General features: G+C 38.7%; 17 protein-coding genes. 15 read left to right on the forward strand and 2 right to left on the reverse strand.

What is annotated here, in order from left to right:
* Positions 1-4 precede the first annotated feature (4 nt).
* The 14 genes from hisC to ACWATA_RS03080 all read left to right on the forward strand — a co-directional run bounded on the left by hisC (position 5) and on the right by ACWATA_RS03080 (position 11,123).
* Positions 5-1,108 carry a histidinol-phosphate transaminase gene (gene hisC, locus ACWATA_RS03015; RefSeq protein ID WP_033579752.1) on the forward strand — a complete coding sequence of 368 codons (1,104 nt, stop codon included), beginning with the start codon at positions 5-7 and terminating at the stop codon, positions 1,106-1,108.
* A gap of 72 nt (positions 1,109-1,180) precedes the next feature.
* Positions 1,181-2,281 carry a prephenate dehydrogenase gene (locus ACWATA_RS03020; protein ID WP_028411498.1) on the forward strand — a complete coding sequence of 367 codons (1,101 nt, stop codon included), beginning with the start codon at positions 1,181-1,183 and terminating at the stop codon, positions 2,279-2,281.
* Between the two features lie 21 nt (positions 2,282-2,302).
* Positions 2,303-3,592, forward strand: coding sequence for a 3-phosphoshikimate 1-carboxyvinyltransferase (gene aroA, locus ACWATA_RS03025; RefSeq protein WP_033579753.1), 1,290 nt, complete (start codon positions 2,303-2,305; stop codon positions 3,590-3,592).
* A gap of 298 nt (positions 3,593-3,890) precedes the next feature.
* Entirely contained in the window at positions 3,891-5,153 is a 1,263-nt protein-coding gene (locus ACWATA_RS03030; RefSeq protein WP_205689540.1) for a tetratricopeptide repeat protein, read from the forward strand.
* 97 nt (positions 5,154-5,250) lie between these two features.
* Entirely contained in the window at positions 5,251-5,796 is a 546-nt protein-coding gene (locus ACWATA_RS03035; RefSeq protein WP_013058996.1) for a ReoY family proteolytic degradation factor, read from the forward strand.
* A 117-nt stretch (positions 5,797-5,913) separates the two neighbouring features.
* Positions 5,914-6,372, forward strand: a complete 459-nt coding sequence (locus ACWATA_RS03040; RefSeq protein ID WP_028411494.1) for a YpiF family protein — start codon at positions 5,914-5,916, stop codon at positions 6,370-6,372.
* A gap of 204 nt (positions 6,373-6,576) precedes the next feature.
* Entirely contained in the window at positions 6,577-7,077 is a 501-nt protein-coding gene (locus ACWATA_RS03045) for a QcrA and Rieske domain-containing protein (protein ID WP_473049570.1), read from the forward strand.
* 3 nt (positions 7,078-7,080) lie between these two features.
* The gene (gene qcrB, locus ACWATA_RS03050) at positions 7,081-7,755 is read left to right on the forward strand and encodes a menaquinol-cytochrome c reductase cytochrome b subunit (RefSeq protein WP_013058992.1); all 675 of its coding nucleotides are present in this window, start codon (positions 7,081-7,083) and stop codon (positions 7,753-7,755) included.
* Between the two features lie 110 nt (positions 7,756-7,865).
* A complete protein-coding gene (locus ACWATA_RS03055) occupies positions 7,866-8,633 on the forward strand; it encodes a menaquinol-cytochrome c reductase cytochrome b/c subunit (protein ID WP_034270862.1) in 768 nt (255 codons plus the stop codon).
* Positions 8,634-8,767: 134 nt separating this feature from the next.
* A complete protein-coding gene (gene lhaT, locus ACWATA_RS03060) occupies positions 8,768-9,355 on the forward strand; it encodes a lipoprotein heptaprenylglyceryl N-acetyltransferase LhaT (RefSeq protein WP_028411492.1) in 588 nt (195 codons plus the stop codon).
* Between the two features lie 82 nt (positions 9,356-9,437).
* On the forward strand, positions 9,438-9,848 hold the full coding sequence (locus ACWATA_RS03065) for a YlbD family protein (protein WP_034270859.1): 411 nt from the start codon (positions 9,438-9,440) through the stop codon (positions 9,846-9,848).
* A gap of 5 nt (positions 9,849-9,853) precedes the next feature.
* Positions 9,854-10,090 carry a YlbE-like family protein gene (locus ACWATA_RS03070; RefSeq protein ID WP_013058988.1) on the forward strand — a complete coding sequence of 79 codons (237 nt, stop codon included), beginning with the start codon at positions 9,854-9,856 and terminating at the stop codon, positions 10,088-10,090.
* A 99-nt stretch (positions 10,091-10,189) separates the two neighbouring features.
* A complete protein-coding gene (locus tag ACWATA_RS03075; RefSeq protein ID WP_033579756.1) occupies positions 10,190-10,576 on the forward strand; it encodes a carbohydrate-binding protein in 387 nt (128 codons plus the stop codon).
* A gap of 100 nt (positions 10,577-10,676) precedes the next feature.
* Positions 10,677-11,123 (forward strand): YlbF/YmcA family competence regulator, encoded by a 447-nt coding sequence (locus ACWATA_RS03080; protein ID WP_028411490.1) that lies wholly within the window; start codon positions 10,677-10,679, stop codon positions 11,121-11,123.
* Between the two features lie 5 nt (positions 11,124-11,128).
* Here ACWATA_RS03080 and ACWATA_RS03085 read toward each other — a convergent pair whose 3' ends face one another.
* Positions 11,129-11,443, reverse strand: coding sequence for a hypothetical protein (locus ACWATA_RS03085; protein ID WP_033579757.1), 315 nt, complete (start codon positions 11,441-11,443; stop codon positions 11,129-11,131).
* Positions 11,444-11,520: 77 nt separating this feature from the next.
* Between ACWATA_RS03085 and ACWATA_RS03090 the strand changes: the two genes are divergently transcribed.
* Positions 11,521-11,796 (forward strand): YlbG family protein, encoded by a 276-nt coding sequence (locus ACWATA_RS03090; RefSeq protein WP_013058985.1) that lies wholly within the window; start codon positions 11,521-11,523, stop codon positions 11,794-11,796.
* A gap of 74 nt (positions 11,797-11,870) precedes the next feature.
* Here the strand turns inward: ACWATA_RS03090 and ACWATA_RS03095 are convergent, their stop codons facing one another.
* Positions 11,871-12,257 (reverse strand): DUF7147 family protein, encoded by a 387-nt coding sequence (locus tag ACWATA_RS03095; RefSeq protein WP_034270854.1) that lies wholly within the window; start codon positions 12,255-12,257, stop codon positions 11,871-11,873.
* Between the last annotated feature and the right edge of the window lie 89 nt (positions 12,258-12,346).

Raw genomic sequence — 12,346 nt, forward strand, 5'->3', positions numbered from 1 at the left:
CACGGTGAAGGTAAAAGAACAATTACTAACTTTATCTCCATATAAACCAGGTAAGCCAATTGAAGAAGTGAAGCGTGAATTTAATTTAGATCGCGTTGTAAAATTAGCATCCAATGAAAATCCTTACGGCAGCTCTGCTTTAGTAAAAGAGGCGATTGCTGCAGAAATTGAAAATATGGCGCTTTATCCAGACGGTTATGCAGCTGAACTGCGTGCAGCAGTAGCAAAACACGTAGGTGTAGAGCAAGATCAGCTGATTTTTGGAAATGGGTCTGATGAAGTCATTCAAATTATTTGCCGAGCTTTACTATCGGCTGATACAAACACTGTCATGCCAACGCCATCATTTCCTCAATATAAGCACAATGCCGTAATTGAAGGTGCAGAAATTCGTGAAGTACCGCTGCGCGGCGGAGATCATGATTTAAATGCTATGCTTCGTGCAATTGATGAAAATACGACAATTGTATGGGTATGCAGTCCTAATAATCCAACGGGAACGTATGTGAAGGGCGATGAGTTAATTTCCTTTATGAAGCAAGTTCCTAAGCATACGTTAATCGTTATGGATGAAGCGTATTTTGAGTATGCAGCAGATCAAGCCGACTATCCGAATACGGTAGAGCTTTTGAATGAATACGAAAACTTAATTGTACTTCGCACATTTTCAAAAGCATACGGCTTAGCTTCTTTGCGTATTGGTTACGGTATTGCAAACGAATCATTGCTACAAAAAATTGAGCCGGCTCGCGAACCTTTTAATACAAGCCGCATGGCTCAAAAAGCAGCAATCGTTGCTCTTGAAGACCAAGCGTTCATTGAAGAGTGCAAAAAGAAAAATGAAGCAGGTTTGCAGCAGTACTATGCTTTCTGTGATAAGAATGGCTTAAACTATTATCCTTCTTTCACTAATTTTGTTCTAATTGATTTTGGCCGTCAAGGCGATGAAGTGTTTCAATTTTTATTGGAGCGCGGATTTATCGTTCGTTCAGGGAATGCATTAGGCTTCCCAACTTCCGTTCGTATTACGGTGGGAACAAAAGAACAAAATGAACAAATCATTGAATTGCTTCAGCAGTTTGTTAACCAAGAAACGGCGAAAGCTTAATACCTAATATAGTAAAAGATGAGAGTGTGATTTCACACTCTCATCTTCATATGCACAATGAGGTGAAGGAAAGTGAAAGAAAATGTTTTTGTTATAGGCCTAGGATTAATTGGAGGATCTCTTGCACTTAATATAAAAAAGACGCATCATCATCTTGATGTAATAGGTTTTGACATTAATCAAGAGCAGCTGGAGCTCGCTAAAACTCTAGGCGTAATTGACCAAGCGGCTTCTTCTTTGCAACAAGGCGCTGAGCAAGCGGATTATATTGTTATTGCCATTCCAGTCACCCAAGCAGCGGAAGTGCTAAAACAGTTCGAACATTTTACGCTCAAACAGTCTGTCATCGTAACAGACGTAGGAAGTACAAAAGAAGAAGTAGTGAAGACAGCCGAGGCTCTTATTTCTAAAGGCATTGAGTTTATCGGGGGTCATCCAATGGCGGGGTCTCATAAAAGCGGAGTAGCTGCTTCTAAAGCTCATTTATTTGAAAATGCAATGTATGTATTAACACCTTCATCTTCTACTTCTTCGGAGGCTTTAAACAGCTTAAAGGAATTGCTAAGTGGTACAAAAGCTAAAATTATTGTAATGTCACCAAAAGAACATGATAAATTAGCAGGTGTCATTAGCCATTTTCCACATATTATTGCTGCAAGCCTTGTTCATCAAGCAGAATATTACCAACAAGACAATCAGCTAGTTTCGCAGCTTGCGGCTGGAGGGTTTCGTGATATTACACGTATTGCTTCAAGCAGTCCAGCGATGTGGAGAGATATTTTGCTTCATAACCAGGATGCGCTTCTTTCAATGTTTGACCACTGGCTTGAAGAAATGAACGACGTGCGAAATATGATCGAACGAAAAGATGCGAATGATATCTATACATATTTTTCACAAGCGAAACAATTTAGAGATCAGCTTCCTGTACGAACCAAAGGAGCGATTCCATCCTTTTATGACCTCTATGTGGATGTTCCTGACTATCCGGGTATTATCTCAGAAGTAACCGGTTATTTAGCAGAAGATGAAATCAGTATTACAAACATTCGAATTTTAGAAACACGAGAAGATATATACGGAGTATTACGTTTGAGCTTTCAAACAGAGGAAGATAGAAAGCGGGCAAGAGCGTGTCTCCATCAGCATCAATATCAGACGTTTATTTCTTAATGTACGAAAGGTGTGAATGAAATGAGTGGAAAACCATTAAAAACGAATCTTTCATCTCTTCAAGGAGAAATTTCTATTCCCGGGGATAAGTCGATTTCTCACAGAGCTGTGATGTTCGGAGCGATGGCAGAAGGGAAAACTACGATTAATCATTTTTTAGCAGGTGAAGATTGCTTAAGTACCATCTCTTGTTTTGAAAAGATGGGCGTATCGATTAAAAGAGAAGGCGAGTATGTTGAAGTGGAAGGTAAAGGTATCGAAGGATTAAGTGAACCTACTTCCATCTTAGATGTAGGAAATTCAGGAACAACTACTCGTTTAATGCTGGGGATTCTTGCCGGTGTGCCATTTCATACGTCTCTAATTGGAGATGAGTCGATTGCCAAGCGTCCAATGAGCCGTGTTACGGTGCCGCTGCGCTCTATGGGTGCAAAGATTGATGGGCGTGAGCATGGCCAATATACGCCTTTATCTACTAGAGGAGGAGCATTAAAAGCAATTCATTACCATTCTCCTGTAGCAAGTGCACAAGTAAAATCGGCGATTTTACTAGCGGGACTTCATGCCGAAGGCACAACAAAAGTAACCGAGCCTTTTACATCACGCGACCATACCGAGCGTATGCTTCGCGCATTTGGAGTAGACGTAGAGGTAGATGGAACGACTGTAAGTATTGAAGGGGGACAATCCCTGCGCGGAACGGATGTGTACGTCCCTGGAGACATTTCTTCAGCTGCATTCTTTCTTGTTGCAGGAGCCATTGTTCCAAACAGCCGAATCGTTTTGAAAAACGTCGGACTCAATCCTACAAGAACAGGTATTATTGATGTGCTTCAGCAAATGGGTGCACGCCTTACAATTTCCAATGAACGTATTCAAAATGGAGAGCCTATTGGCGATTTGACGATTGAAACGTCTCAGTTGAAAGGGATTGAAATTGGGGGCGATTTAATTCCTCGTTTAATTGATGAAATTCCGGTAATCGCTCTTTTGGCGACTCAGGCAACTGGGAAAACGGTGATTAAAGATGCGGAAGAACTAAAAGTAAAAGAAACGAACCGCATCGATACGGTTGCAACCGAGCTAAGCAAGCTGGGTGCCTCTGTTACGCCAACACCTGATGGACTTATTATCGAAGGCAAGACGGTTTTACAAAGCGGGGAAGTAGACAGCTACGGAGATCATCGAATTGGAATGATGCTTGCGGTCGCAGCAGCCATTGCAACGGGAGAGGTAACGCTAAAGAGAAGTGATGCCATTCACGTCTCCTACCCTACTTTTTTTGAAGATCTTGATGAGCTAAGCCAATAAGGAAGAGGCTGGAACAAACGTATTTTGGTTGAAGGGAAATCCGAACGAGGAATTGATATTGTTGATGAAAAATCAAACTCGTTCGGATTTTTTATTGAGATGGTGAACGAAGGTTTCATGTCTCAATCTCGTTTTTACCTAAAAAAATGTAAGCGTATTCAAATTGATTTGTTGAACAAACGCTCAAACTATTTTATCATTGTGTATAGAAGCATGTGTTCTTGCTTCGAGTTTGGAAAAATAGAAAATTAATTCGTTTTATTTTTATATAAAAAGTGAATGTAATAATAAAGGAGAATTGTGTGTGAAAGAACTAGACCGCGCGATAGGTTACGTAGAATCCAATGAAATTGAAAAAGGTCTTGCCCTTATTCATGAATTGAAAGATAAAGCTACAGACGAAGAAAAGTTTTTAATGGCTGAACAGCTGCAGGAGTGGGGACTAGTAAATGATGCGCTGCCTTTAATAGACGAGCTCATCGCTAAATACCCAGAAGAAGGCGAGCTGTATTTATTAAAAGCTGAAATGCTCATTGATTTAGAAGAAGAAGAAGAAGCCATTCATATTTTAAATCAAATTAGCAGCGAAGACGATAATTATGTGCCAGCTCTGCTTCTTGTAGCTGACTTATATCAAATGCAAGGCCTTAGTGAAGTAAGTGAGCAAAAGTTAATGGAAGCGAAAAAAATGCTTCCAAATGAGCCGGTTATCGATTTTGGGCTCGGTGAATTTTACAGCAGTCAAGGAATTTATCAAAAGGCAATTCCTTTTTATCAAACGCTGCTAAAAACAGAAAAAGAATTTAACGGTACGGATCTTCGTCAGCGATTAGCTGAAAGTCTAGCAGGTATCGGCCAGTTCGAAGAAGCGCTTCCTTACTTTGATCAAGCGTTAAAAGATAAGCTTGAGATTAACACACTATTTGAATATGCGATTTCAGCGTATCAAGCAGGTCATTATCAGACCGCTATTGAAAAGTTTACAGAACTAAAAGAGTTAGACCGTGAGTACCATTCTCTTTATTTATATTTAGCAAAGTCATATGAACATGAAGAGATGCTAGAAGAGGCTGCGGTGGCTGTCAACGAAGGTATTGCGCAGGATGAATTTCAAAAAGAACTTTACTTTTTTAAAGGTAAAATAGCATTAAAGCGCGGTCTAGAAGAAGAGGCTGAATCGGCGTTTCAACAAGCGATTGCACTAGATCCAGGGTACATTGAAGCTATTTTAACTCTCTCTAAACTTTATATGAGTCAAGAGAGATATGAAGATGTAGTAGAGAATATCGAGCATGCCAAAGAATATAATGAGCATGACCCTCATTTTGAATGGGATTTAGCAAAAGCTTATCAGGAATTAGAAAATTATGAAGAAGCGCTAAAATACTACGAATCTGCATATACTGTTTTTAAAGAAGAGTATGCGTTTTTAGAAGAGTATGGCTATTTCTTATTAGAAGAAGGACAGCGCTCGAAAGCGAAGGGGATTTTCCAAGCTTTATTAGCCATGGATCCAACAGTAGATGAAATTCAAGACATATTATTTCAATTAGAAGAATAAATAATAGTTCAGAGGATTTTATTGCTGCCGTGTGGAATAAATAACTGTAAAAGGTGTTTTAACTGAGAGTTTAAACACAGAGGAGGGAAGTGAGAATATGACGACCCCTGTTACTGTCAACGAGAAAAAAGAATTTGTTCGCTGGTTTTTAACGAATTATCAGCTGAAGCGCAGAGAATGTGTATGGATTTTAAATTATTTGATGAGCCATGATCAATTGATGAAACGAGTTCACTTCGTTGAGCAAGCACAGTTTTGTCCTCGCGGGATGGTGATGTCTACGCACTGTGTGGAAGACCCTCCATTTCGTTTTTATAAAGAAAATATCATGACAACCGATGCAGAAAAATCATTTCATGATATTCGTTTGAATCGAGAAGAAGACATTTATATTCAATTAAACTTCCGATCGTTGTATTCATCGCCTCAATATGTGGCTGTACTGGAAGACAATCCGTATATGCCAAAAGCTAATCAAACAAATGAAAAAGACAGAGTATTAGCTGAGCAAATATTGGAAGAATCTATTCAGAAATTTCAACGATCAAAAATCATGGAACTAATTGATAAAGCATTAGATGAAAATGATAAAGAGGAATTTCAGCGCTTAAGCGAATATTTAAATAACCATTATGTACAGTAGATAAACGAGAGATTGGCTAGCTTCTTAGAAAAAGGTCAATCTCTTTTTTTATCTCCTTATTCAGTTTGAAAAATAAATAAGACAAGCCTTAGCAAGCTTGCTGAGAGGAGAAGAAAGTTGAAGCTGCAGGCGAAGGAAATGGATGTGTATTTACAATCCAAAAGTTATGTTGATACCGTATTGGTTCCACTCATTCCCATTGATTTCGGAGAAGATTTAAAGCTTACTGCATCTATGAGTGAATATACGACTGCTCTTACTGAAGAGTTAGAGAGACAATTTAAAGGAAGAGTGATTTTAACACCTAGTTTTACATACTTAAAAAAAGATGGAGTAGCTGCTGTTTATGAAACATTACTTCGTTGGAATGAGCATATAAATGACAATGAAGTCAAACATCTTTTTGTGCTTACTAGCGACCGAGATTGGCTGCAGTATGAAAAAGAAATAGGAGCTCACTGCATTTGGATACCTGCTTTACCGCTTGAGCATATAGACGACTCGCATAAGTATACGCTCATACATGAACAAGTCCAACAGCTCCTGCCGATTTTTGTAGAGAAATGGAGTGTTTAAAAAGGCTGTAGAATAAGCAATGGAAGCGCAAACAAAATAATGACGAAAAATTTAGAAAAATAAAGATTATTTCCATGTTTTAGGTTTTTATTGTATTGACCTTCCAGAAATATTAATATATCATGATTATGTCCTAGTTTAATAGAATGGTCCATCATGTGTCCAAAATTCTCTGGACTGAACTTTTTTAAAGGGGGGAAAAGCATGGGTGATCGGGTATCAAGACGACAGTTTTTAAACTATACGCTCACTGGTGTAGGGGGATTTATGGCTGCTGGAATGTTAATGCCAATGGTGCGCTTTGCAGTAGATCCAATTTTGGAAAAAGAAGCGGGTCAGGATTTAGTAGCTGTAGCGCAGGTTAAAGACATTACAAAAGAGCCGAAACGTGTCGATTTTAAAATCAAGCAAGTGGATGCGTGGCATAAATCAGAAGAACCAAGATCGGCTTGGGTGTACAAAACTGATAAAGGTGAAATCGTCGCGCTGTCACCAATTTGTAAGCATTTAGGCTGTACGGTTAACTGGGCTGGTGACAAAAACTATCCACATCGTTTCTACTGCCCTTGTCATGGGGGAATGTATGAAAAAAGCGGTAAAAATGTACCGGGGACACCACCGATGGGACCGTTAGATGTATACGTTCAAAAGGTAAAAGGCGGTACGGTATATCTAGGAAAAGCCAAACCACAAGGAGGGGCATAGAAAATGTTGAATAAAATCTATGACTGGGTGGATGAACGGCTAGATATTACTCCTTTATGGCGAGATGTGGCCGATCATGAAGTGCCAGAACACGTAAATCCTGCACATCACTTTTCAGCATTTGTGTATTGTTTTGGTGGATTGACGTTTTTTGTTACCGTTATTCAAATTTTATCAGGCATGTTTTTGACCATGTATTATGTACCAGATATAAAAAATGCATGGGAATCCGTTTATTATCTGCAAAATGAAGTCGCTTTCGGACAAATTGTTCGAGGTATGCATCACTGGGGAGCAAGTTTGGTTATCGTCATGATGTTTTTACATACACTTCGTGTTTTCTTCCAAGGAGCATACAAAAAACCCCGCGAGTTAAACTGGATTGTGGGTGTGTTAATTTTCTTTGTTATGTTAGGTTTAGGTTTTACAGGTTATTTGTTGCCGTGGGATATGAAAGCGCTATTTGCAACGAAAGTAGGTTTGCAAATTGCTGAATCCACACCAATTATAGGCCAGCAAGTGAAGACATTACTCTCAGGACATCCAGACATCGTTGGTGCTCAAACACTAACTCGCTTTTTCGCCATTCACGTATTCTTTTTACCCGGAGCCCTGCTTGGCTTAATGGGTGCCCACTTCTTAATGATTCGTAAACAAGGAATTTCAGGACCACTATAAAAGTGTATACGCTTTATTCAATTAGTCAATCACACTAGTCATCATATGCATCAAGCACATACTCCGTTGTTAGTACTTTCACTAGAACAGTGAGAAAAAGGAGGGAGAACATGCATCGTGGTAAAGGGATGAAGTTTGTTGGAGATTCACGTGTTCCTGCAGAACGAAAACCCAATATTCCAAAAGATTACTCTGAATTTCCAGGGAAAACAGAAGCATTCTGGCCAAACTTTTTACTAAAAGAATGGATGGTAGGAGCAGTTTTTTTAATTGGTTATTTATGTTTAACCATCGCTCATCCATCTCCGCTTGAACGTATTGCCGATCCGACTGATACGGGCTACTTGCCTCTTCCCGACTGGTATTTTTTGTTCCTATATCAATTGCTTAAATATTCATTTGCTTCTGGTCCATATAATATTATAGGTGCATTTATTATTCCTGGGATTGCATTTGGCGCATTAATGCTTGCTCCTTTCATTGATCGGGGACCAGAAAGAAGACCGGCTAAGAGACCGTTTGCGACAGGATTCATGCTTCTGGCTATAGCAGCAGTCTTTTTCCTAACGTGGCAGTCAGCGACACAGGTAGATTGGAAAGCACGTGAAGAGCAAGGGAAAATTAGAGAAGAAGTAGCGATTGACAAAAATTCAGAAGGCTACAAAATTATGCAAAAGCAAACGTGCTTGACCTGTCATGGTGATAATTTACAGGGAGGCCCTGCGGCTCCGGCTTTAACAGGAATTGATTTATCTCCTGAAGAAATCGCCAATATCGCAAAAAATGGTAAAGGCAATATGCCAAAAGGTGTTTTCAAAGGTTCAGATAAAGAATTGAAAACGCTCTCGGAATTTGTCGGAAACTTAGGAAAAAAATAATGAAAACCAGCCAAAAGGCTGGTTTTTTTTGAATTTATTTAATGTTGTGGTTTATATCAATGAGATAGGTGCTTGCTATTGTCCAAAAACTGTACATAATAAAGAAGAGATTAAATGTAAAGGAGACTTTCTGAATGGCTTGGTTATGGTATACCTTAAAAGATAAGCGTTTTTTAACGCTTTTGCTGATTGTAAATATACTAGGAACAATCTACGGATATATTTGGTATGGGAGTCAATTAGCGGAAACACCTAAGAAGTTTTTATTATTTGTACCTGATAGTCCAACGGCAAGCTTGTTTTTTGTTATCGTACTTATCGGTCTTTTACTCGGAAAACATTTTTCACTATTTGAAGCTTTAGCCATGGTCACGCTGTTTAAATACGGGATTTGGGCCGTTATAATGAATGTATTGGTCTATGTGTTAACAGGATACATTGATTGGATGATGCTTATGTTAATGGCTTCTCATGCAGCAATGGCTTTTCAAGGGCTTTTATACGTACCGTTTTACCGGATTAAGTTATGGCATGTAGCGGTTGCCGCTGTATGGGCCGTACATAATGATATCATTGATTACGTTTTTTCTATGATGCCAAGATACAGCATGCTCAATGCGTATATGTCTGAAATTGGTTATTTTACATTTTGGCTAAGCATTTTATCTATTTTCATTACATACTGGTTCACAGTTCGTGCTTCTTCAAAAAAACAGCTATAAAAAATTTTTGAAATAGGCGCACGAAACGAGCTCTCTTTTTCTAAGATATAGTAGGCTATATTTAAGTATGAGGTGAGTGACTGTGAAGGAAACCAAACGAGAGCTTCATCCGTCCGTTGTGGAATTTAAACAATTTGTAAAATCACATCCCAAATTAGTAGAACAGGTTCGAAAGCAGCAAAAAACGTGGAAAGAGCTTTATGAAGATTGGTATTTATTCGGTGCAGAAGACCCAATGTGGGAGGCATATCGTTCAGAAGAAAGTGAAAAGGCTGAACCAGCTGCTACCACAGAGGAGAAAAAAGATATTATGGGTACAATCGTATCCTCGCTGAAAAACATGGACTTGAATCAAATGCAAAATCATATCACAAATGTAAATTCCGCTATTTCGAATATTCAACAAGTACTGCAACAATTTCAGCCATCTAAGCCATCCGGTGGAGGAGCAGCTTCCGGGCCAGGGAATCCATTTGGCTTTAGGAAAGATTAAACGCAATGAGAAAAGATATATACGAGTATATGCAGTCTCGTCCTAAACTCAACGACTTCGTTCGTGAACAGCCAATGTGGTACCGGCGTTTATCTAGGAATCCTGAAGAACTGGAGAAATTTGAATTAGAATCCAAACACTACTACAAACAAACCATTCCTCATAAAGTTGAAAAGTTTTCGAATTCGATTCAAATGGCAAACATGATGTTTCATATGTTTCAATCCATGAAAAATCAATGATCTCTGCATACATAGCGATGCAGAGATTTTTGCACGTCATGAGTAAAAATAAAGAGTTTGTAAACACTATGGAGAAACGAATGATAAAGGAATGGTATTATGCGCTTACTATTAACGACGGCCTTATGTGTAGTTTCTCTGCTAGGATGCAACCATGATAAACCAAAACCTGAGACTAAAACTTCCTCTCAACCACGGGCAGCTGAAACGTTTGGTGCAATGAATACAAAACCTTCACTGATGGTACACCAGCATGTGAAAGGACAGAACGTATACGTCGAATGTATTCTAAGCGGGTTTTCATTTTCAACAGAGAGTGGATTCCTTCAAATCACAGTAGATGGAAAACCATTTAAAGAAATGAAGCAAGCAGCCTTTGTTTTAAGTGATCTTCCAAAAGGATCTCATACTGTTACGATTGAACTGATGAAATCTAAAGAAGAAAGTTATCAAGTGAGGAATACCTTTACGGTTGAAATTATATAGTTAAAAAGTAGAACTTGTAGTAAATCAGTGTAAGCTGTTTTAGCAAGTTCTTTTTCTTTAGATCCAAAACGTGATAAGATAAAAACGGAGGTGCACAGCCATGCTGACAACAATGAGAACTGTTGAATTACTCGACGAGTCTGATCACGTAGCGAACATGGTGTTACAATCAGACGTAGCCGAGAACTATCGTCAATGTTTATATAGATTAAATAAAGATTCACATGCACAGGCATTAATTGCTCAATTTGTGAAAATAAAGGAACAGTATGAGGATGTTCAGCGATTTGGAAAATATCATCCTGACTATAAAACCATTACGAGACAAGTACGTGATGTAAAGCGTCAAGTTGATTTACATGCGACAATCGCTGCGTTCAAAAAAGCAGAAAATGAATTGCAAAAACTGCTTGATGAAATTAGCGTTATCCTTGGTCAAGCTGTTTCAGAGCATGTTAAAGTACCGACGGGAAATCCGTTTTTTGATACGGGAAGCAGCTGCGGCGGTGGCTGCGGATCTGGTGGAAGCTGCGGGTGCAGCGCATAAGCCGTTCACTGTATAAATCGAACGCAATCAGCACAGGAATTTCCGCAGCAGGCCATTTTACGCTGTGGAACGTAAAACCTATGCTGATAGACATAAGTAAGATGCTGACTTCTGACAAAACTTGAGCGCCACGTAGCATTTGTATTGGATGTAGCAAAAATAGATGAAGCTTCTAGAAGCTCATCTATTTTTCTACGCTCAATTGATGTGTTTATATACAAAAAGGGTATATTTGTGATTTTTTTGAAAATGACTTGTTCAATAGCTCTGTGCTCGTTAAAATGAGTAAGAAAGAGCATCCAGATATCATCTAAATTCATACATAAAGCACCTACTTCATATAAAAGAATTTATGATAAAGAAAACCAATATAACGTATGCAAAAGGGGAACTAAATATGTTTGTTGAACGTCAAGGAATTGTGGCGTATGTGCATTCTGTTAAGCAAGCAAAAGCATTGCGAAAGTACGGAAATGTACATTACGTATCTAAAGAATTAAAGTATGTTGTCTTATATTGCAACCAAGATGGCATTGAAAAAACAATCCATAAACTTCAGTCTCTACCTTTTGTGAAGAAAGTAGATCCTTCTTATCGGCCGTTTTTAAAAACAGAATTCGAAAATTCAAAGCCGGATAAAGCGAAGGAATATGACTATAAGATAGGAATTTAAACAAAAAAGGAATGTAATGTACATTCCTTTTTTTATTTTACTTGGCCTTAGCAAACGAATAGGCAGGGATGAGGTTATTGCATTGGCGGAATAAAGCGGTTCATTCGCAAAATGCCAATAAGGTGCTGATAGTATAGTGCTGTTTCTGGAAAGGTAGTAGATGGTTTGACATCGAGTACCACAATTTCTTTTCCCGCTTCCTCAGCTGCTCGTTTAAATAACTCAACGCGCTTGCTGTCGTTTTGTTTTAAAACAATTCCTTCTCGGCAAACGTAAAGCGGTTGGAAATTCCCTTCAGCTGTTGGATGCAAGACAGCGACAAAAGAAGCTACTTGTCGATCTTTTTTTACTGTTCGCAGCATAATAAGATGGGCAAGACGATGTTTGTTGCTTTTGACAATCTCTAACAGCTCATAAATATCTGAATACCCTTCTCCGAGCTCAATAAAACGCTGAATCATATGTATTTCCCCCTCTATGTATTAAAAAAGCAAACTCACGTAGTTTAATGTATCACTGAATATTTTAGGAGTAAATAAAAAAATCCCTA

The organism is Priestia sp. USM5 (assembly GCF_058323215.1).